This is a genomic window from Nocardia niwae NBRC 108934 = DSM 45340 (assembly GCF_001613465.1).
Taxonomy (GTDB): domain Bacteria; phylum Actinomycetota; class Actinomycetes; order Mycobacteriales; family Mycobacteriaceae; genus Nocardia; species Nocardia niwae.
Map to the genome: position 1 here is coordinate 359,391 of NZ_BDCK01000017.1, position 18,674 is coordinate 378,064.

General features: G+C 65.7%; 23 protein-coding genes and 1 pseudogene. 7 read left to right on the forward strand and 17 right to left on the reverse strand.

The features are described 5' to 3' along the window. Positions 1-13: 13 nt before the first annotated feature. Positions 14-751, reverse strand: coding sequence for an IPT/TIG domain-containing protein (locus NNI01S_RS10560; protein WP_063019828.1), 738 nt, complete (start codon positions 749-751; stop codon positions 14-16). A gap of 795 nt (positions 752-1,546) precedes the next feature. On the opposite strand from NNI01S_RS10560, the gene NNI01S_RS10570 reads away from it, so the two are divergent. After that, the gene (locus tag NNI01S_RS10570; protein WP_063019830.1) at positions 1,547-1,849 is read left to right on the forward strand and encodes a hypothetical protein; all 303 of its coding nucleotides are present in this window, start codon (positions 1,547-1,549) and stop codon (positions 1,847-1,849) included. A 77-nt stretch (positions 1,850-1,926) separates the two neighbouring features. On the opposite strand, the gene NNI01S_RS34425 is transcribed toward NNI01S_RS10570, so the two are convergent. The 10 genes from NNI01S_RS34425 to NNI01S_RS10615 form a co-directional block, all read right to left on the reverse strand. Continuing rightward, positions 1,927-2,301: a hypothetical protein gene (locus tag NNI01S_RS34425; RefSeq protein WP_157114688.1), complete on the reverse strand. Its 375-nt coding sequence runs from the start codon at positions 2,299-2,301 to the stop codon at positions 1,927-1,929. Between the two features lie 176 nt (positions 2,302-2,477). Further along, complete coding sequence (locus tag NNI01S_RS10580; protein WP_063019832.1) at positions 2,478-3,248, reverse strand: hypothetical protein; 771 nt, start codon at positions 3,246-3,248, stop codon at positions 2,478-2,480. Then, entirely contained in the window at positions 3,245-3,565 is a 321-nt protein-coding gene (locus tag NNI01S_RS10585) for a hypothetical protein (protein WP_063019833.1), read from the reverse strand. The genes NNI01S_RS10580 and NNI01S_RS10585 overlap by 4 nt, the downstream gene beginning before the upstream one ends. Next, positions 3,565-4,401 carry a hypothetical protein gene (locus tag NNI01S_RS10590; RefSeq protein WP_157114689.1) on the reverse strand — a complete coding sequence of 279 codons (837 nt, stop codon included), beginning with the start codon at positions 4,399-4,401 and terminating at the stop codon, positions 3,565-3,567. The genes NNI01S_RS10585 and NNI01S_RS10590 overlap by 1 nt, the downstream gene beginning before the upstream one ends. A gap of 75 nt (positions 4,402-4,476) precedes the next feature. Next, positions 4,477-5,253, reverse strand: a complete 777-nt coding sequence (locus NNI01S_RS10595; RefSeq protein WP_063019835.1) for an ESX secretion-associated protein EspG — start codon at positions 5,251-5,253, stop codon at positions 4,477-4,479. A gap of 105 nt (positions 5,254-5,358) precedes the next feature. Further along, complete coding sequence (locus NNI01S_RS10600) at positions 5,359-6,522, reverse strand: WXG100 family type VII secretion target (protein WP_063019836.1); 1,164 nt, start codon at positions 6,520-6,522, stop codon at positions 5,359-5,361. Next, positions 6,519-6,998 carry a hypothetical protein gene (locus NNI01S_RS10605; RefSeq protein WP_245676059.1) on the reverse strand — a complete coding sequence of 160 codons (480 nt, stop codon included), beginning with the start codon at positions 6,996-6,998 and terminating at the stop codon, positions 6,519-6,521. Before NNI01S_RS10605 ends, NNI01S_RS10600 begins: the two co-directional genes overlap by 4 nt. Before the next feature lie 39 nt (positions 6,999-7,037). Further along, on the reverse strand, positions 7,038-7,604 hold the full coding sequence (locus NNI01S_RS10610; RefSeq protein ID WP_063019837.1) for a DUF3558 domain-containing protein: 567 nt from the start codon (positions 7,602-7,604) through the stop codon (positions 7,038-7,040). 197 nt (positions 7,605-7,801) lie between these two features. Continuing rightward, positions 7,802-8,014, reverse strand: a complete 213-nt coding sequence (locus NNI01S_RS33360) for a DUF397 domain-containing protein (RefSeq protein ID WP_084488683.1) — start codon at positions 8,012-8,014, stop codon at positions 7,802-7,804. Beyond that, positions 8,011-8,892 (reverse strand): helix-turn-helix domain-containing protein, encoded by an 882-nt coding sequence (locus tag NNI01S_RS10615; protein ID WP_174554386.1) that lies wholly within the window; start codon positions 8,890-8,892, stop codon positions 8,011-8,013. Before NNI01S_RS10615 ends, NNI01S_RS33360 begins: the two co-directional genes overlap by 4 nt. 250 nt (positions 8,893-9,142) lie before the next feature. Here NNI01S_RS10615 and NNI01S_RS10620 point away from each other — a divergent pair, with 250 nt between their 5' ends. Then, on the forward strand, positions 9,143-9,604 hold the full coding sequence (locus NNI01S_RS10620) for a hypothetical protein (RefSeq protein WP_063019838.1): 462 nt from the start codon (positions 9,143-9,145) through the stop codon (positions 9,602-9,604). Further along, positions 9,601-10,026: a hypothetical protein gene (locus NNI01S_RS10625; protein WP_063019839.1), complete on the forward strand. Its 426-nt coding sequence runs from the start codon at positions 9,601-9,603 to the stop codon at positions 10,024-10,026. The genes NNI01S_RS10620 and NNI01S_RS10625 overlap by 4 nt, the downstream gene beginning before the upstream one ends. A gap of 10 nt (positions 10,027-10,036) precedes the next feature. Here the strand turns inward: NNI01S_RS10625 and NNI01S_RS10630 are convergent, their stop codons facing one another. Further along, positions 10,037-10,534, reverse strand: coding sequence for a peroxynitrite isomerase (locus NNI01S_RS10630; protein WP_157114690.1), 498 nt, complete (start codon positions 10,532-10,534; stop codon positions 10,037-10,039). A gap of 116 nt (positions 10,535-10,650) precedes the next feature. Between NNI01S_RS10630 and NNI01S_RS10635 the strand changes: the two genes are divergently transcribed. After that, complete coding sequence (locus NNI01S_RS10635; RefSeq protein WP_435825025.1) at positions 10,651-12,006, forward strand: TIGR03118 family protein; 1,356 nt, start codon at positions 10,651-10,653, stop codon at positions 12,004-12,006. 48 nt (positions 12,007-12,054) lie between these two features. Here NNI01S_RS10635 and NNI01S_RS10640 read toward each other — a convergent pair whose 3' ends face one another. The 3 genes from NNI01S_RS10640 to NNI01S_RS10650 form a co-directional block, all read right to left on the reverse strand. Continuing rightward, a complete protein-coding gene (locus NNI01S_RS10640) occupies positions 12,055-12,555 on the reverse strand; it encodes a hypothetical protein (RefSeq protein ID WP_063019840.1) in 501 nt (166 codons plus the stop codon). A 177-nt stretch (positions 12,556-12,732) separates the two neighbouring features. Further along, positions 12,733-13,791, reverse strand: a complete 1,059-nt coding sequence (locus NNI01S_RS10645) for a DNA polymerase III subunit beta family protein (RefSeq protein WP_218019176.1) — start codon at positions 13,789-13,791, stop codon at positions 12,733-12,735. 50 nt (positions 13,792-13,841) lie between these two features. Continuing rightward, positions 13,842-14,180, reverse strand: coding sequence for a winged helix-turn-helix transcriptional regulator (locus NNI01S_RS10650; protein ID WP_063019842.1), 339 nt, complete (start codon positions 14,178-14,180; stop codon positions 13,842-13,844). A gap of 93 nt (positions 14,181-14,273) precedes the next feature. Between NNI01S_RS10650 and NNI01S_RS10655 the strand changes: the two are divergent. The 3 genes and pseudogenes from NNI01S_RS10655 (at position 14,274) to NNI01S_RS10665 (ending at position 16,614) form a co-directional block, all read left to right on the forward strand. After that, positions 14,274-15,009: pseudogene (locus tag NNI01S_RS10655) on the forward strand (SDR family oxidoreductase). Between the two features lie 79 nt (positions 15,010-15,088). Further along, a complete protein-coding gene (locus NNI01S_RS10660) occupies positions 15,089-15,730 on the forward strand; it encodes a hypothetical protein (RefSeq protein WP_157114691.1) in 642 nt (213 codons plus the stop codon). Positions 15,731-16,146: 416 nt separating this feature from the next. After that, the gene (locus NNI01S_RS10665) at positions 16,147-16,614 is read left to right on the forward strand and encodes a DUF4254 domain-containing protein (protein ID WP_063019844.1); all 468 of its coding nucleotides are present in this window, start codon (positions 16,147-16,149) and stop codon (positions 16,612-16,614) included. Here NNI01S_RS10665 and NNI01S_RS10670 read toward each other — a convergent pair whose 3' ends face one another. Beyond that, the gene (locus tag NNI01S_RS10670) at positions 16,615-17,112 is read right to left on the reverse strand and encodes a hypothetical protein (RefSeq protein WP_063019845.1); all 498 of its coding nucleotides are present in this window, start codon (positions 17,110-17,112) and stop codon (positions 16,615-16,617) included. Between the two features lie 91 nt (positions 17,113-17,203). Next, positions 17,204-18,592: an APC family permease gene (locus tag NNI01S_RS10675; protein ID WP_063019846.1), complete on the reverse strand. Its 1,389-nt coding sequence runs from the start codon at positions 18,590-18,592 to the stop codon at positions 17,204-17,206. Between the last annotated feature and the right edge of the window lie 82 nt (positions 18,593-18,674).

An 18,674-nucleotide genomic window follows, 5' to 3' on the forward strand; every position in this document is an offset into this window, starting at 1 on the left:
ATCACCGTCTCGATCAGACGTAGGAGTAGGTGAGACCGTTACTGGTACCGCCGGACCCGGTGACGGTGACCTGGACATTCCCGGCCGCATGAGCCGGTGCGACGGCGGTGATCTGGAGAGCGGAGTCGACGGTGAAGGTCGTCGCGGTATCGCCGAAGCGTACGGTGAGCGGACCGGTGAACCCGGTGCCGGAGATCGTGACGTCGTTGCCGCCCGACGTGGGCCCCGAAGTCGGCGAGATCGCCGAGATGGCGGGCACCACGACGTAGCTGAAGGTGACCCCGTTGCTGGTGCCACCCGGAGCGGTGACGGTGACCGCCACGATGCCCGTGCCCGCCGGTGCGACAGCCGTGATCTGCGTGTCCGAGTCGACGGTGAACGAAGTCGCCGGTGTGGTGCGGAAAGTGACCGCCGTGGCGCCGGTCAGACCCGACCCGGTGAGCGTGACCGTGGTCCCTCCGGAGGTGGATCCCTGACCGGGGGCGATAGAGCTCAAGGACGGAACGGCGAGATAGGTGTAGGTGGCTCCGTTGCTGGTCCCGCCAGAATCCGAGACAGTCACCTGCACCGGACCGGCCGAGCCCGCCGGAGCGATGGCCGTGATCTGAATCGCGGAGTCGATGGTGAAAGTCGTTGCGGTGGAGCCGAAGCGCACGGTCAGCGGGCCGGTGAACCCGGTACCGGCGATCGTGACACTGGTGCCTCCCGTGGTGGGGCCCGAGGTCGGGGTGATAGAGGTGATAGTGGGCACGGCGAAGCCTCCTGGTTTCGTGGAGATTGGTCCTCTGCACCGGGGAGGGCGCCCCGACTCACTCAGTGACCCGGCACTTTCCATTAGGGCCCGCTGCCGCTACCTCGGCAACAATCCACCCACTCCGTTTTTGTCCGTTTTCTCCAGCGGTGCCCTCGTGAATCATCGCTGGACTCATACGGCCTCGGCCGCCGCCGGACGGACGCGCCGCAGCAACGCCGCCACCTCGTCCGGCGCTTCGAGCGGTCCGCAATGTCCCGTCTCGAGTTCCACCGGCTCCACCAACCGTGGGAGTTGCTCGGCGAGTTGGATCTCGGCGATCGTTTCATCGCGGCTATCTGCTGGTGCCGAGCCGGCGTCTGAACCTTGAGGCCCCACGGTCGCTCGGCACGTCGCCCGCCGGACCATCGCACCCCTCGGGACGGCCTCATCCCGAGAGAACCGGCGGGACCTTCTGCCGTGCGGGTCAGTATTGGCCGTCGACGGGGCGGCAGAGGGGAGTTGACATTGCTCGCGGGCAGTGTTGCGGGTTTGTCCTGGATGCAGGTGTCGTGGCGGGTTACCAGTTCGCCGGGTCGGACGACGCCTCGGCGGCGACCGGAGGCCGTCGGCACGTGCTCGGGAGCGGTATCGTGGACCCGATCGTGCTGTCCGAGCACGGTGCGTCCGAGGGGGATTCATTGACCGAGAGAACCGGTGTGGGGTTCGATGCGCGGGGCTGCTCGGCCTCCGCTGAACTGCCACGGGTGCACGGCTCGGTCGTGCCCGTCGACCGGCGCGGGTAGGAATGGAAGCGTGAACGGTCAGCCGCCACCGCTCCCGGCGGGCCCGGGTCCGGTGCTCGAGGCCAGGGCAGTCCTGAACGGAACCATCGACATGCGCACCTACCGGCGGAAGTATCTGGTCATCTGCGCGCAACCCCGGCGCGGTCTCGCCTGGGATGCGGGCCTGCTGAAAGCCAACCACCAGGCGAGTTTGTCGACGCTGACCTCCTGCATCGAATGGCTGGACATCCACTTCGGCTGGGAACTGGTGAGCGTCTTCACTCGCCAGGTGGACAAGTACTACATCCATCACGCGATGTTGCGGCGTCGATAGCGCACAGCAGCCGTTTGATTCCGGCAGCGATCCCTCAAACGAATCGCAGCTGGGTTACGCGCATGGTCCGCGTGATGTCACGGCACGTCGTAGATCTCCCACCTCGCGAGTTCTGCCTCTGGAGATGGAGTGCCGTCCCATGGATGCGCTTGGAAGTCGTGGTCCACCAGATATGCTCGGTACTTTACTTTCGCGGAGCCGGTGTCGGTGACGTACAGGGTCCCTGTGTGAGCCCCCAATTCACTTTTCTTCAAAGCGTGGGCGACGGTGGTTGCTATCGGCCGAAGTCCATCGGGATTCTTCGACGCTGGTACGCAAAGATGAACCAAGACTATAGCGCTACCATATTTATCGGCGGCAATTCCGAAGTTCACATCGAAGAGGTTGACCTCGGGCGGGAGCCGCAGTTCATCCGCGAATTTCGCCAGTTCCGGGTCTTTGATCTTCAGCATCGGCAGGCAACTGTCGATTTTCGTGGGGGTAGTAGACGCTGCCACCGTACTTGTCGTGATCGGACTGATGTCGGTGTCCGGTGTCGATCCGCAGCCGATCGGGGTGCAGGCGATGGCTATCGCCGCAATGGTCGAAGTACACCGCATCAATCGCCGGGCGGTGTGATGTGGCGAGATCATTTGACTACCAGCTCCCACAGTTTCGGGTCCTCGAAAGTGTTGGAGACCGAGCTCGGCCACGTGTTGTTCGGCAGCCCGCGCGGGTTGTTCCTGAGATTCTTGAGTTCATTCGCCGCGATTCCCTGCTCTTGCAGATTTCCGAGTGCTGCGGTGAACAGATCCGCCATCGTGGTGAATGCCTGGCCAGCCAGTTGTCCGACAACGCCGGCAGCCTCCAACGCCCCGACTATTTCGGCGATGTCGACGATCAACTCGACAATCTTGGCATAATATCCAACGATGCCTTTGACGATCTCGGTGTAGAGCGCATGTCCGCTTCTGGCCAAGGAAATCAACTGATCATGTACCTTGTCACATAAATCTGCGGTGGTGGCCATCGCCTGCTGCTGGCTCGTCCGGGACGCGCTGTAACGGTCCTTCGCGGCTCCTGTCCAATGCCCATCGAGGCTGATGACAGGGTTAGATTGTGCGTTCTCTGCGCCACGTACCGTTGAGCCTACCGCTTGCCAGTCGGCCGCGTACTGGATGAACAGGTAGGGTGCGGCAATTCCCTCGCCGATCTCGACGAACTTGTCCATCACCTTCTTGAGTTCTACCTGCGCGTCGTCTCGCTTGGAAGTCACCAGCGCATAGAGCGGCGGCGCCTTCCACTTCAAGCCGTCTACTGCGTCGTTCAGCTTGCTCGGAAGATTGTTCCAATCATCCCACGCCTTCTTGAAGTCGCCGATTGATTTGTCCAGGTCTTCCTTTTTGAGCGTTTCGGTCATATGCTGAAGTCCACATCCAATTTGTTGAGGTCGCCTTCGATCGCCTCGTCCTGGCTTCTGTAAGTGGCCGCCGCTCGGTGCAATGCGACACCCATTTCGGTGGCCTCGGTGCCGCCTTCTCGGAGGCGATCCTGGATATAGGCGGCGGTCTGGGTGTACTGATCCCAGGGTATCTGGAAGATCCCGAATTGAATCCTGGAGAACTTCAGCGGCTCTATTTGATCCGCTGCATTATACAGCGCCTGATCCACGGTGTCGGTCCAAGCTTTCGACGCTTGTTCGAGAAGGTCCAGTTCTACGGATAGATTGTCGGCCATCAGATCTCGTTTTCGGTCAGTTTTCGAATGTGCTCGGCAAGGCGCTTGGAGACCTCGGCCTCTGATTCTCGATCGAGATACGGATCTCTGGTTAAAACCGGCTTCATTGCGCGAATTTGATCGGCGCATGCCACGATGTCATGGGCGATCGTGAAAGGTTCGGCAGCCTGCGCCCATCGCGGATCGATTCGGATGGCGATAATTCTTCTTTCATTCGCCGTCACGGTAATCGCGGGCTCGTCGAACTCGGTCAAACCGGGGCCGTGTGCTTCGTATGTGACGGGACCTATCAGGCGTGTGAAGGTCTCCTGATATTCCTGAGTGTCTCGCGTGCGCAGAAGCGCGGGCACGACGTCGTGCAGGGATGGCATCGTCGATTCCGGAGTCGAGCCGGACTCGGCATAATGAAGTTGCCGCTCATAGAGGGCATATTTATATGCGGTCATGATGCTCTCCGCATAGCGTGACGGCTCCCAGCTGCCCTTCCAGTTGCGACTGATTTTCACTTCGGTGGGCAGGCAGTCTTCACCTACATGCACCGATACCAACGCGGACTTCTGCGGTAGCGTGAGCGTGTCGCGCTCGGCACCGGCGGCGGAATCACCTCGATCGGCACCGGCCGATTGATGCTGCCGCCGATTGTCGTCGGGGTCGTCATCCCAATAATCCGGGTCGTCCCATGGAGGTGGCGTGTGTGCCGTCACTTGTCCGCTTTCGAACTCGACAGTGCCTGATCCTCGTAAAGTCGTCGCCCAGCGAACTCTACGGGTGCGGTATTCATACTCACGAAAATCCCCTCTCGGCAGCCTGTCGATGAATTCATGCAGGCCGATCAACTCCCCATTGGGTTCCAGACACTACCGGCGTGCCGGGCCGTCGGCAAGCTGCTCCGCAAGGAGTTGGCCACGCTTCTACCAACTTTCGGGGCGGGTGGCTTCGAGGTGTTGGAGGGCTTGGGTGATCCAGGTGGTGAAGTGGTTGGTCAGGTCGGTGGGGGTGGTGGGGCGGATGGTGATGTGGTCGGTGCGGTGTTCGGTGTAGCGGCCGTCGGTGGAGATGTCGTGCCATTGGAGGACTTTGGTGGGTTTGGTGGGGGTGTGCAGGGGTGCGGTGATGAGGACGGCGGTGCCGCCGCCGTCGGCGGGGCGGTCGAGGAGGCGCTGGTATTGCTCGCGCGGGGTGTTGCGGGCGTTGTGCTGGAGGTAGGTATCGCGGCGGGGGACCAGGTCGTCGGGGTGGAAGGTGGCGGGCTTCTCGGCTCCGGAGGCGCAGGCGGGGATGGCGTTCACCAGGCGTGCCGGTAGTTGTTCGGCGGGGAACAGGCGTGCGCGGATCGGGCCGTGTTCGTGATGGTTTCCCGCCTGGCTGAGGACGACGGCGCGGTAGCTGTCGCGAGCGCCGAGGATCCGGTACTCGCGGATGTCGTGGGGACCGGTGCTGTTCTTGTGCTTGCAGGTGCCGCCGAGGATTTCGATCCGGAGGTGGGAGCCGTCCAGAGTGCGGAAGGCCGCGGCGATGTCGTCGAGTTCATCCGCTGAGTAGCGGTCCCACACGGCGGTGCGGTGGGCGGCGAAGTCGTCGCGGAAGGCGAAACGGCTGGTGTAGCGCAAGGGGCTGGGGATGCGATCGTGCGCGTCGCCGTACCAGAGAGCGGCGAAGTCGTCCGGGTCCCAGGTCCATTCAGCCATGTGAGGTCCAATCCGGCCGCGTCGAAGCGGCCCTGTTCACGCGCGCACGCCCGCTCACCGATACGGCAGGCGTGCGTGCGCGGAGTCGAGAAGTATGCGGCCCGGTCAGTCGGGCGTGCCGCCGATGACGCCGCCGGGCAGTGTCCTCGGAGGTTCGCCGAGCAACTCGTCGGTGTTCTCCTGGGTGATCAGGTAGTCCGGCGTCTTGTGCTCGGATTCGTCGTCCTTGCCGCCGCCGCGCGCGCCGGGCGCCATCATGCCCGGCATACCGCTCGTACCGCGCAGTCCGGAGGTGGCTCTTGCCGCGGCTGCCGGATTCACCGATGTGTTCGGCGTTCCAGGTGTGCCCGGGACGCTGCGTCCAGGTTGCGGCTGGCTCGTTGTGCTGGGCGTGCCGGGGCTGCCCGGTGTGCCGGGGCTGTGCGGAGCCGGGGTGGTCGTCGGCGCAGTCTTGGCCGGGTCCGTGGTGGAGGCCGGTGTGGTCGACGTGGGGTCCACGCCTGCGGGGGTGGTCGAAGTGTCGTCCGCTGTCGTGTCGGAGGATTGCTGGTCCTGGGCCGGCTCGTCGGTGGACTGTTGCTCTTCGGCGCTCGTCCCCTCGGGCTGGCCGTCGTTGTTCTCGTCTGCCGAGGTACCGGATTCGGTGGCGGTGGGATTGGTGCCGGGTCCGTTCGGAGTGGGACCGCCGTCGTCATCGCTCTGGTATCCACCCGGCGGCGGCGCTGGAATGTCCACCGACGCGGTCGGGCCGACAGGGGCGGGCAGCACGGGAATCTTGCCATCCATCTCGTTGAACGGCTGTACGTAGTACTCGTTCATCGCGACTCGCGCCGACTGCTCGGCCAGGAAGCGTTCGCTGGACAGATTCCAGCGCCTCGGATGGAAGATGCGATCCTCGAACGGGATATCGACGAGGTCGGGGATGGCCTTCTTCGTGTCGGCGATCGCTGTGGCGGCATCGCGGACCCGGTAGTACAGCTCTTCCAAGGACGTCGTCAGATTCTGTGCGTCACCGGTGTACTTCGCGATGGCGCTCTTGGACTGCTCCGCTGCGGGACCGGACCACGCTTGAGCTATCGAGGTCTGGATGGAGCGCGCAAAGGTCTCGACACCTCGCTCCCACTCGTTGCGAGCCTGCCAGTACGTGTCCGCTTGCGTGAACGCGTCGGTGGGGTCGAGCGGTTTGAACGTGTCGTTGATCTGCGAGTGTTCCCAGCTGTCGGTGTGCTCGCCACCGTTCGGGATGCGCTTGTTCTCGTAGCCGCTCATTCGTTCGTTCCATTCGGAAGCCTGGGCGGTGAGAATTGGACTCCGACGGGCGGGCGCTCGGGCAGGGTGGTGTTCAGTCTGTTGAAAGCTTCGGCAAAGTCGCTGTCCGCCTGCATGATTAGATCCCGAGCGAGCCGGTGCACTTCTTGGATGTCCTCGACGATGCGATAGTGATCTTCCATGATCTGATGGACGCTGTTGCGATCGTCGGCACCTTTGGCCTTCTGTTTGAATCTATCGACCAGGGTTTTTGCCGAGACCATATCTCCGTTGCCCTCGCCCAAGCCCCAGTGATCCTGCGCCGACACAAGATCCATGGAGGCTTGGATCTTTCGGATGGAAATCTTGAAATACTCGCAGTCACGGTCGATGTAAATGAAATCCTCTGCGGACATCTGGATACCTAGCTGCCCGCCCTGTGCGGCGTTCAAGATGTTCGCCATAGGCCGAGACGGCGGCGCGTTGTCGTCACCCATGTGGTTCCCTCCCGGTGAGTTCGATCGCTTCGGTGTATCTCAAACGGTGGCAGGCATCGTTGGCACTACCTTCTCCGCTAAGGTCTTCGCAAGCGCGCAGGTATCGATCTGGCCGGTCTTGCGATTCGAGGGTGGGTTGCTGAGGAAGAACTCCAGGCTTCCGCCCGTCATCTCAACATTGATCGTGCACACGGCGTCGGGGTGCTCCTCGACCTGCCGGGTCGAGATTGCGCGGCGACCGCCAATAACGTATTCACGGGTATCTGCGAACTTCTTGTTTCGCACCATGTCAACGGTGAGATTCGTTGTCCGGATGGTGGGTACGTATCCATCGGGCTGCGCCCACATGCAACCACGCCACTTGACTCCCCCCGATGAGTTGGCGTCCTGCTTGTCCTTGCTGCGTAGGTTCTCTGAATCGAGCACGCTTTGCGGGATGTCGGTGCACGGGTCGTAGCCGGTGGGAGCTGCCGGGGCGAGGTTCGTAATGGCCGAGGAAGTTCCAGTCGGGGCGGCATCGTCATCGGCTGGTCCACAGGCTGCCAAAACGAGTGCAGTGCCGACCGCTAGGACTGTCAGTCGCCGTGAATTCCGCCCTGAGGTCATTGGTTCCCCTCGCACACCGGTGAGTCGTTCCTGGCCTCTCCAGGGCCGGACCGGCTCCTCCGCCCCCTGCAGTGAATGTCGACGCTACCGGCGGCGTTTCCCGGGTGCAAGCGACCTGGCCCGCTTCCGCCCGTTGAGGTTCCGCCCAGCGCCCCCGCCTCGCGCGAGGAGGCCGGGGCGGTAGACGAGCAATTTGATCAGGACTGCGGCGAGACCAGTTCTCCGCTGGCTATGTGAGCAGTGAACGAGTCCCACTCGCTCGGGCCGAACACCAGAGCTGGGCCGGTCGGATTCTTCGAGTCGCGTACACCCACGCAGCCTTCGCGGAGGAACGCGACCTCTACGCAGTCCCTGTCCGCGCTGCTGAAGCTGCTCTTGAACCAGGTGGCACCGGATAGGCTGGCGCTCATTCGGCATACTCCTCGGCGATCTTGCGGATGAGGGCGCGACTGCTCTCCTGGTCGAGGGCCGATCGCAGGATGTCGGCGTACGCCTGCCGGTGTTGCCGGACCTCATCAGGCTTCTCAAGATACAGGTCGCCGGTGAATCCCTGCACGTAAACGACCGGCGGCTCGGCGAGATGAGCGATCGGGTGCTCCGGGAAGTCGAGCATCACGAACGAGCCGACGTTCAGCCCCGCGTATGCCTCTGCTGCAAGGGGGACCACCCGTACCGAAACGTGCGATCGTTCACCGATCCTGAGTAGGTGCCTGAGCTGGCCTTCCATTATCGAGGGGCCCCCGATCGCCCGGCGCAGTGCGGATTCATCGATGACGGCTTCGAAGTGCAACAGGTCGGAGTCGTTGTCCAAGCGGGACTTCCGGTGCCTGAATGCCGCTATCTTCCGTTCGACTTCCGTCCCGGCCATTGCCGAGAAGCGGACCCAGATCAAGGCGCGCCGATACTCGTCGGTCTGCAGTAGCCCGGGGAGCAGGGTCGTCTGGAAGGAGGCGATGCGTTTGGCTGTCGCCTCCAACTCCACAAAGAGGTTGAAGTCTTCCAGAATGGTGTCGTCGAACGCATGCCACCATCCGGGGCGCTTGATCTCCTCGGCCAGGTTGAGCAGGAGGGTGGTGCGTGCCTGGGTCGCCCCGTACAACTTGCACATCCCCTCGATGAGTAGCGGGTGAAGCCGTACAGGCTGTCCGGTCTCGATGCGCCACAGGGTCTGTTTACTTACGTCGATCGCGTCGCGGGCGTACTCCGCGCTGATGCCCGCGCTGATCCGCAGCGCCCGCAGCTGCCGCCCCAGCATCCGGCGGGGCAGGGTGGAACCTGGTGAACTCACGACGAATTCCCTTTCGTAGCCTAAGTATTGGCCGGGTACCTAACTGGAACCGAATGGCGGGGGGCCTTGGAACCTGGGCGGTTTTCGCCCGGTTCCACCACTGAGAACATTCCCGCCCAGCAATATCCGGTGCTCTACTGATCGCGACCGGTCCGAATCGAAGAAGTGCTGAAACCTTAACCGCGCCAACGGTTCCAGGTCCAGCGACCGGGATTTTCGCGTACCGAACCATGTGAATCGAGGCTGGCGAATGAATCATGCGGCATTCGAGGACACTCCCGCGTCCCGCTGCGCGTTTTACCGCCGCACCTGTGGGCTGCCCGCCGGAATGCATCCGGAGATCGGCCGCATCGTCGTGAAGGCGGGCGTGGTGGGCGGGATCACGATGCCCGGCAGGCTGGGGCAGTGCGTGCGCGACGACCTGCTTTTCCGTGGCCAGGCGATCGGCCCGGTGATCGCGCACATCCGCTCTCGTCGATGGACCTTCCTGTGCCGGCCGGATCTACCCGACGACGTGCGGCTGTTCGCCGCGTTGTTCCGGATAGACGTGTCGATCGTGCCGTTCGGCAGTGAAATCGCATTGCCGTCACCGGCCGACGCGAGCAACGCATTTCGCCGATGGGTGGTTGCGCCGCGGGATACGTTCCGTCCGTCCGGGATGGTGATCGTGAATTGCGTGCTGGCCCGCGCGGGCGGGAAGGGTGCGCCGTGAGTGAGGGTCTGCCGACGCGAAGTCAGCTGCTGCGGGCCTGCCGGGAGGACGCGCCGCCGGGGCATCCGGTGCTCGTGCGGGCGCGCACCCTGACCGACCTGCACGCTCGCCGCATCCGTGCGGAGGGGGAATGCGGCTGCGGCGTGGACGAGGGCCGGGATCGGCTGATCGGGGACATCAATCGCTGGGTCGAAGTGCGTTTGCCCGTCGCGCGCGGTGGCGCCTATCTGCACACCGAATCGTTCGGCTCGGTGATCGACCGCCTGGCGCGGCTGAGCGCGTGCGCCTACGCGGCCATGGTCGACGAGCAGGAGTGGGACCTGTGGTTCGCGTGGGAGCGGCTGGCCGAAGCGGCGGTCGCCTACGACGATCTGGTCGGCGAGCTGCGCAGTGGACGCCGCCGGTTGCCGAGCGCCTTCTAGCGAAGTGGGTTCAGCTGCGCAGCAGGGTGGCGGCGAGGTGATGTTGCAGCGGTTCGCCGACCGCCGCCATCCGGAGCGTGTAGTCGATGGTGTCGCCGGACATGCGCAGCGAGCGACCGAGGGCGGTCACGAGTTTCGCGGTGCTGCTGCGCCCGATGCCGGTGGAGTCCAATTCCATACGCAGCGTGCCGTCCTCGATCGCGAGCGAGCCCTCGCAGATTTCGGTGATGCCGGTGGGATGGGCGAGGATCAATTCGACGCGGTCGGGACGCGGGCAACGCAGATAGCCGGTCTCGGCGTGCAGCGGCCGGCCGTCGTCGGTGGCGCGGGTCTTCTGCCGGTAGGTGAGGAACGGGCGGCCGAGATGGCCGAACCGGATTTCCTCGACATAGCCGAACGGCTGAATGGTCGGGTATTCACCCTGCCCATTACCGCGCCACGTGCCGAGCAGTGGAGCGAGCGGAGCGATATCGGGGTGCAGGGCAATAGCAGGCTGGGGTTCGACCACGGCGAACAGCCTAAACCCGTGCTCATCCAACCGTTCGGGTACTCCCGAATTTGCCGCACGCTAAGGTTAGCTTCGCCTTATCACCAATGTGGTGTGGTCGGAAAGGAAACAGTAAGTTGAACGGACGCTGGAATGAGTCGCGTCGTGGCGGTACGCCGCGGTCGCGGACCCGAAGTGGTCTGCTGCGCGCGTCGGCGCTTGGTGTCGCGCTGATCGTGGCGGCGGGCTGCTCGGACTCGAAGTCGGACGAGGTGCCCGCGCTCGACGGCAACGAATACGTCCAGACCAATCTCGCGGCCAACAACGCGGAGTACAAGGCGCAGTTCGTATTTCCCGACCTGGTGAACGCCTGGGGGTTGGCAAACCGCCCGAAGGGCGCCGGTGGGCACTTCTGGGTCGGCGGGGGTGGTAAATCGTTCCAGTTCGTCGGCGACGTGACCAAGTCCCCGGACGAGAAGGTGCACAAGCTCTTCCAGGACGATCTGAAGATCGTCACCATCCCGGGCGCCGACGCCGACACCTCGGACAAGAGCGCGGGCAAGACCACCGGCGTGGTGTTCAACCCGGCGCCGATCACCTCCGACCTGTTCGTCGTCCGCGACCAGCCGGTGGAGGCCGAAGGCGGGCCGCTGAACGGTTCGGCGCGGTTCATCTTCGCCACCGACTCCGGCAAGATCTCCGCCTGGACCGAACTGGGCTTCGAGGGCCGGATCGTGCGCCACGACGGGCCCGCCAACCTGGTCTTCGACGGCCAGGCGCAGGGCATGCAGTTCTTCGGGATCGCGCTCGCCCCCTCCGGTGACAAGCTGCTGGCCGCCGATTTCGGCGCCGACCCGCAGGTGCGGACGTTCGACAAGAACTGGCAGCCGATACCGACCACCGGCTTCGCCAACCCGTTCGCCACCGGCGACGCGATCGACCCGGCCGCGCCGGAGAAGGGCAAGAAGGCCGCGCCCGGCGATCCCGCGCCGTTCAACGTCTCGACCATCGGCAACCGGGTGTTCGTCGCCTACGCCACCACGCAGCCGGACGAGAAGGACGCGACCGCGTTCGACGCCGGCGAGGAGGATTCGCTCGACAAGGACAAAGAGCGGGAAGCGGGCGGCAAACCGGACAAGGGCAAGCTCGCCGAGTTCGACGCCAACGGCAAACTGGTCCGCATCATCGACGACGGCAAACGCCTGAACGCGCCCTGGGCGGTGACGATCGCGCCGGACGGGTTCGGTCCGCTCAGCGGCAAACTGCTGGTCGGCAACTTCGGCGGCGCCGGACATGTGCTGGCCTACGACGACACCACCGGCAAGTTCGCCGACTACCTGCGCGATGCCGACGGCAAGCCGGTCGCCATCGAAGGGCTGTGGGCGCTGATGTTCGGCAACGGAGAGAGTCTCGGCGACGCCGACTCGCTGTACTTCACCGCCGGACCGGACGACGAGAAGGACGGTCTGTTCGGCAAGCTTCGGTTGAAGTAGGCCCGTTCCCGAGCGGCCCGCACCTTTCCGGTGCGGGCCGCTCGCGCGTCATCGGCCGCCGGTCGGCGCCGAAGCGCGGGGTTCGGTGCGCCGTTCGCGGATGGCCGACTCGACTTCGTCGACCGCCGTCCGGATCGTCGCCCCGTAGCCGTCGTCGGCGAGGGTGTGCAATCGCACGCGGGCGGCGTCGATTTCGCGCTGTGCGGCATCGAAGGAACCGAGCCTGCGATAGTCGTCGGCGAGGTTGAGATGCAGTGACGGATAGAACGCGGCCACCCGCAGCGATCCGTCGTAATTCCGCGCGCGAGCGTCCGAAAGGCTGTCGGCGGCGTCCAGTGCCCGGATGTCCCAGGTGAGCGCCTCGGCGGCATCGTCGTACAAGTCTGCCAGATAGTGGGCGAGCGTGCACCGGTGCAGCGGGTCGCCCTGCGGCCCGAGTGCGGCCCACACGGCGAGCAGCGCGTCGCGCGCGTCGCCCGGGCGGCCTTCGCGGCCGAGGGTGACAGCGCTGGTGATGGCGTCCATGGTGGGGTCGTGGGTCGGGTTCATCCGGGTCTCCTTCGGTGTGGGATGAGGTCGCGTGTCGTGTGCGAGTTCGGATGGCCGGTGTCGGGCCGACATCGGATGTTCTGGAGGCAGCCGGTGGGCGGGACGCGCGATCGGAGCGCGGCGCCGACGGACACGACCGACGCGGCGACGCGGCGAATGCGCAGGTACGGACCGTGACTACGCCGAAGCGTTGTCGTCGAGCGGCCGGATCGGCATGGCCAGGGTGGTGAGATCTCCGTCGGTGGCGGAGCGCAGGATCACCGGTTGATCGGCGGCGACGATGTCGAGCATGAGGTCGGGGCCGAGCGCGGTGTGGACGGCGGGAAGCAGCGTCGCGGGATCGAACGACAGCGTGACAGCGGAGCCGGTGACCTGTGCGGGCAGGTGATGCCGCGCGCCGGGCGCGGTTGCCACGATCTCGGTCGGATGGAACGCGAAACGCACTGTGGCACCGATCTTTTCGAGAAGGCTCAACAGCGTGTGCCGGGCGACGAGCACTCGGGTGCGGACCGGTCCCAGTTCCGCCAGCAGGGTGCGATGGTCGGGGAAGACGCCGTCGATGACAGCCGACCGGTGTTCTCCGCCGTTTCCGGCGAGAAGCAGTCCGTCGTCCACCGGAGTCGCGACGACCTCGTCCATGTCGCGCAACGCCTCGGTGATCGACGCGAGTCCGTCCGGATCGAGCACCACGGACCACTCGCCGCCGTGCTGCCGGTCCGCCACCACGGTGCGGGTAAACAGGCGGTATCGGTCGGTGGCCGTGAGAGTCACCGCGTTCGCGCCCGCTTCCAGGAGAACGCCCGCCAGCACGGGAATCTCGCGGGTACGCGCCGAGGCGGCGCGGACCTGCTCGAGCGCCTCCGCCAGCACCGCCGCCTCGACCGCCACGTGCGCGCCGAGCGACCGCTTGACCACGGCGGCGACGCGTGCGGCCGCGTGCGCCCGCCGTGTCAGTTCCGCCACGTGACGGTCGAGCAGGCGCCCCGCTCGCTCGGCGTCGCCGGCCAGAATCTGCGCGATCGCCTCCAGTGGCAGATCGATCGCGCGCAGCCGGCGGATGAGCGTTGCCCGCTCCCGCTGCGCCTCGGTGTAGTAGCGGTATCCGGTCAGCGGGTCGACCCGAGCCGGAACGAGCAGGCCGCAGTCGTCGTAGAACCGCAGCGCGCTCGTCGTCAGCCCACTGGCGCGCGCGAGCACACCGATCGTCATCAACCCTGTCGGCTCCGAACTCACCACCCGGCCATCATGGAGCCTCAACCAACTCGAAGGTCAACCCCACGGACCGGTCAGTCGGTGGGGGTCACACGCCAGCGGCGTGACCAGTCCCAGACCGATCCGAGTGCCGTGCCGAGCTCGACGCCCGCGGTGGTCAATTCATAGGACTTGTCCGGGTTCTTCGCGATCAGGCCCGCGGACTGCAGGTGCTGTAGGCGCACCGACAGCATGCTGGAGGAGCAATTGCCCATGCGCCTGCGCAGTTCGAGGAAGCCGAGGCGGTCGGGTTCCAGCTCCCACAGGATGCGCAGGATCCAGCGCTGGCCGAGCAGGTCCATCGTGGCCAGCAGCGGCGCGCTCGCCGGGTCTTCCCGGCCACGCGGCGGCTTGGCTTCGTTTGCGCTTCTCATTTAGAACCAGCATAGTGGTTCTGAATCAGAAGCATCGCCCGGGTCGCCGGGCGGACCGAGAGGGTGACGGTGGACGACACGACCGGACGGCGAATCGTTCTGATCACGGGCGCCTCCCGCGGTATCGGCGCGGAGACCGCTCGGGGTGCTGGCGGCGCGGGGTGACCACGTGGTGATCAACTACCGGGAGAAGGCCAAGCGAGCCGACGCGCTCGCGGAGTCGATCCGGCAGGCGGGCGGCAGTGCCTCCACGGTGGGCGCCGACATCGCCGACGCGGACTCGGCCCGTGCGCTGCTCGCCGCGGTTGTCGACCAGTTCGGGCGGCTGGACGTGCTGGTACTCAACGCTTCCGGTGGGCTGGAGCGCAATGCCGCGCCCGGTTACGCGATGGCGCTCAACCGCGACGCGCAGGAACGACTGGTGCGGCTCGCCGTGCCGCACATGCCCTCCGGCGCGCGGATCGTGTTCGTGACCAGCCATCAGGCGCACTTCCACGGCCGCAAGCCGGTTCCCGCCGACTACGAACCCATCGCGGCGAGCAAACGCGCGGGCGAGGACGCGCTCCGCGCCATGATCCCCGAACTCGCCGCCGGCGGCATCGCCCTGCAGGTGGTCTCCGGCGACATGATCGACGGCACGATCATCGTCCAACTGCTGGAGCGCCGGAACCCCGACGCGGTCGCCGCGCGCCGCGCGCAGGGCGACTTGCCCACCGTCACGGAGTTCGCCACCGCCGTCGCCGCGGCCACCACCGCCCTCGCCGAGCCGGGGCACACCACCTACATCGGCGGTCGGGACTACCTCGAGGCGCGCGAGACCGTCTCCTGAACGCCGACTGTGGTGATAGGTCTCTGGCGAGGTCGGCCTGTGCGGGCTGGTGGTCGGGGCGCGCGAGACGATCTCTCGAGTGTCGATCGCCCCCGGGCGTCCACGGTGCTGTGGGCGGTCCGCGAGGGCCGAAGTCCCGCTGCCGGTGCGGGAGGAAGTGGCGCGGCTGCTCGGGGATGATGTGTGTGCGGCCGTGGATCAGCGCGGCGGATTCGGTCACGGTGTGGCGGTGCGGCTGCGGACGAGTGGTGGCGGCAACGCTTTCGTGAAGGCGATCGATGCGTGCGACGGTCTCGCGCCGGTGTATCGGCAGGAGGCGCGGATCGCGTCGCGTCTGCCAGCCACGGCGCCCGCGCCGAAATGCCGGTTCACCAGTGAGATCGCGGGATGGTTCGTGGCCGGATCCGATGATGTCGAGGGGACGTTTCCGCGGCTCGACGAGACGGGGGAGTTGCAGGACTGCCTCGATCTCGTCACGCGGTTGGCCACCGAGCTCACGCCGAGCCCGCTGGTGGACGTGCCGACGGTCTCGGAAGCCTACGAGCCGGAACTCGTCGGCTGGCGGACATTCGTGACGGAGGGAGCGCCCGCGGACCTGGACAGCTGGTCCGCTCGCCACTTGACGGTACTGGCCGAATTGGAAGCGACCTCGTCGCCCTCGCCCCGGCCATCGCGGCCGCCGGTGTGGACCCGGATCCGATCATCGCCGCCCATCCGGTGACCCGCGATGTCGACCCCGCTGCCATCGATGCCTTCGTCTGTGCGCTGGCCGGGTATTGGGCTGCGGCCTGCCGGAGACCTGGACCGCCGCGTTCGCCGTATTTGCGTGATCATCAATCGGCGTTTGCCCGACTCGCCAGAGAGTGGCTGGCGTGTCGGACCGGTTGGCGATAAACGCAGTAGAAGCGGCTCTATCTTCGAAAAACCTGAGATCACTGGATGTTTGCCGTAGACGGGCGTCGGGTAGGCGCCCGGAATCCGGCCGATCGGCGTGTCGCGAGTGCGGAAGTGGCCGAATCCGACGCGGCCGCCGCCGCTCTCGGTCACGCTGGGCATATGTGGATGTTCGGGCAGTGCCGGAACACCGGCGAGGCAAGGCATCGAGGACGTGATCGAGACACGTCCACCCTGGTCGGAATGGGGGTCCGGAAAGTGGATCAGGTATCCGAGGCCCGGGTGATTCCCGGCAAAGAACTCCTGCTGGCCGCCTTCCGCGGCTTGCCGCACATGGATCATCCGATGCTGGAGGCGGCGGGCGAACTGGCGCAGTTGCACCAGACGCGTGAACGCACTCCCGCGAGCCGGTGCGACAAACTCGACCGGCGCCGCGCGCAACTCGTGCGCGGCATCGACCGCTGGGTCACCCTGGCGACGCCGATCCCGCCGCCCGCCGCGCCCGAACACGCCGAGACCGTCGGCCGCATGGTGGACCGGCTGGCCATGCTGGCCGCCCAGGCGTCATCGGCGCTGGCGCACGCACCAGAGCCGGTCTTCTACGACGCGTGGGTCAGAATCGACGAATTGGCCGACGGCTACCAGGATCTCATCGACGACCTGCGCACCGGCGCGCGGCGACTACCCGAGGGGCGCTACGACCGCTGGTAGCTACCCGTCCCGCCCGAACAGCCGGAACGACCGCTTGCGACGGCGAGGCAGGGTCGCGTAGACCATGGTCATGTCCGCGAAGACCTCCGCTTCGCGCTCGCGATCGGCGCCGAATTCGGCACGGCCGAGCACATGTTCGATCGACTGCGGCGAAATCGAGGGCAGGATGACGGCCAGCGAGGACGGCACCGGATCGCCGCGCTCGTGGTCCTTGTGGTGACCGAGCAGCATGTGGCCGACCTCGTGCAGGATGACGTGATCGGCGTTGCGGCCGGTCGCCGCGGCGTCGTACACGATGATGTCGTCGTGCTTGCGTGCCACCCACAGGCCGCCCCCGCCGCAGCCCGTGTCGGCCAACATCGCCTTGGGCACCGGATGCAGACTGATCGAGCGCCCGCGATGAGCGGCCACCGCGGCCAGATAAGCGGTCAGATTCCACGGATTGGGGAGGGGCACGGTCCGGGTGGCATCCCCGAAACGGGCTTCCATGCTGGTCATCGGCGCCCACCTTACCTATCGGGCGGCGACTAGTCATCTGCGGAATCGGGCATACCGACGGCGGTGATCCGCAGGGCGACAAGCCGATCGGTCACTCCGCGGGTGGCCCGCTGTCCAATGGCTGGGCCCGGATGGCGCGGATGGCCAGGTAGTTCAGGCCCCACAGCGCGATGCCGATGGCCAGCAGCACGCCGGCGATGGCGTATTGCGCCGGATTGCGGTCGGTGAACGGTGTGACGAGGAAGCCGCAGGTGAGCGCGCCCAGCACGGGCAGCGGCGTCGGTGTCTTGAAGTGCTTGTGCGGCACCGGGTCTCGGCGCAGCACCAGCACGGCGACGTTGACCACGGTGAACACCGCGAGCAGCAGCAGCGCCGTGGTACCGCCGAGTTCGGGCACTTCACCGACGAACAGGATCAGCCCGAGCGCGAGCAGTGTGGTGAAAACGATCGCGTTGTAGGGCGTGCGACGCCGCTCGTGCACCCGGCCGAACGGCCTGGGCAACACCCCTTGGCGGGCCATGCCGTAGATCAGGCGGCTGGCCATCAACATGTTGATCAGCGCCGAATTGGCGACGGCGAACATGGTGATGTAGGCGAAGACGTGCGTGGGGAAACTCGGCGCGCCGACCTCGACGACTTTCAGCAGCGGAGTGTCACCTGCTCCGAGCTGATCGGCGGGGACGAGCGCGACGGCGCTGATGGACACCAGCACGTAGATCAGCCCGGTGATGATCAGCCCGGCGAGCAGCACCTTCGGAAAGATCCGGGTGGGCTCCTTGCACTCCTCTGCCATATTCACCGAGTCCTCGAAACCGACCATCGCGTAGAACGCGAGCGTGGTGGCCACGATGACGCCGCCGACCGCGTTGCGCTCCCCGGTGTCGAATTCGACGATGCGCGAGAAGTCGCCGTCGCCCACACCCAGGGCCCAGCAACCGATCCCGATCACGATCAGCAGGCCGGTCAGCTCCACACAGGTGAGCACCACGTTGAGCTTCACGCCCTCGCTGACACCGCGCAGATTGACCGCCGCCACCACCGCCATGAACACCAGCGCGATCACCGTCACCGCGGTGCCGCTGCCGAGGTCCGGATCGAAGGCTTCGGCGAAGTTGGCGGCGAATGCCCGCGACGCCGTGGCGGCGGAGGTGATGCCGGAACTCATCACCGCGAAGGCGACCATGAAGGTGAGGAAATGAATGCCGAACGCCTTGTGTGTGTAGAGCGCGGCGCCCGCGGCGTGCGGGTATTTGGTGACCAGCTCCAGATAGCTGAAACCGGTGATCAGCGCGACCAGGAACGCTACGAGGAACGGCACCCACACCGCCCCGCCGACTTCGTTGGCCACCTTGCCGGTGAGCGCGTAGATGCCGGTGCCGAGGATGTCACCGACGACGAACAGCAGAAGCAGGCCCGGCCCCATCACCCGGTTGAGTTCGGGCCCGGATTCGGCTGGCGGATTCTCGGTGACTTCGGACATGCGTCCTCCCCTCGGCAGTAAGCGCGAGGGTACCCATTCCGGCGCTGAATAGTCGTTCATCCGGGCCGGAATGTCTGTCGCG

Coding starts and splice junctions, on each gene's coding strand:
- NNI01S_RS34425 (WP_157114688.1), bottom strand. CDS start 2,301: ATGCTGAAGATCAAAGACCCGGAACTGGCGAAATTCGCGGATGAACTG.
- NNI01S_RS10675 (WP_063019846.1), bottom strand. CDS start 18,592: ATGTCCGAAGTCACCGAGAATCCGCCAGCCGAATCCGGGCCCGAACTC.
- NNI01S_RS10585 (WP_063019833.1), bottom strand. CDS start 3,565: ATGGCCGACAATCTATCCGTAGAACTGGACCTTCTCGAACAAGCGTCG.
- NNI01S_RS10605 (WP_245676059.1), bottom strand. CDS start 6,998: ATGGGTGACGACAACGCGCCGCCGTCTCGGCCTATGGCGAACATCTTG.
- NNI01S_RS10670 (WP_063019845.1), bottom strand. CDS start 17,112: ATGACCAGCATGGAAGCCCGTTTCGGGGATGCCACCCGGACCGTGCCC.
- NNI01S_RS33360 (WP_084488683.1), bottom strand. CDS start 8,014: ATGAGCGCCAGCCTATCCGGTGCCACCTGGTTCAAGAGCAGCTTCAGC.
- NNI01S_RS10580 (WP_063019832.1), bottom strand. CDS start 3,248: ATGACCGAAACGCTCAAAAAGGAAGACCTGGACAAATCAATCGGCGAC.
- NNI01S_RS10665 (WP_063019844.1), top strand. CDS start 16,147: ATGGGGGTCCGGAAAGTGGATCAGGTATCCGAGGCCCGGGTGATTCCC.
- NNI01S_RS10650 (WP_063019842.1), bottom strand. CDS start 14,180: ATGAGAAGCGCAAACGAAGCCAAGCCGCCGCGTGGCCGGGAAGACCCG.
- NNI01S_RS10620 (WP_063019838.1), top strand. CDS start 9,143: ATGAATCATGCGGCATTCGAGGACACTCCCGCGTCCCGCTGCGCGTTT.
- NNI01S_RS10610 (WP_063019837.1), bottom strand. CDS start 7,604: ATGACCTCAGGGCGGAATTCACGGCGACTGACAGTCCTAGCGGTCGGC.
- NNI01S_RS10595 (WP_063019835.1), bottom strand. CDS start 5,253: ATGGCTGAATGGACCTGGGACCCGGACGACTTCGCCGCTCTCTGGTAC.
- NNI01S_RS10640 (WP_063019840.1), bottom strand. CDS start 12,555: ATGAACCCGACCCACGACCCCACCATGGACGCCATCACCAGCGCTGTC.
- NNI01S_RS10600 (WP_063019836.1), bottom strand. CDS start 6,522: ATGAGCGGCTACGAGAACAAGCGCATCCCGAACGGTGGCGAGCACACC.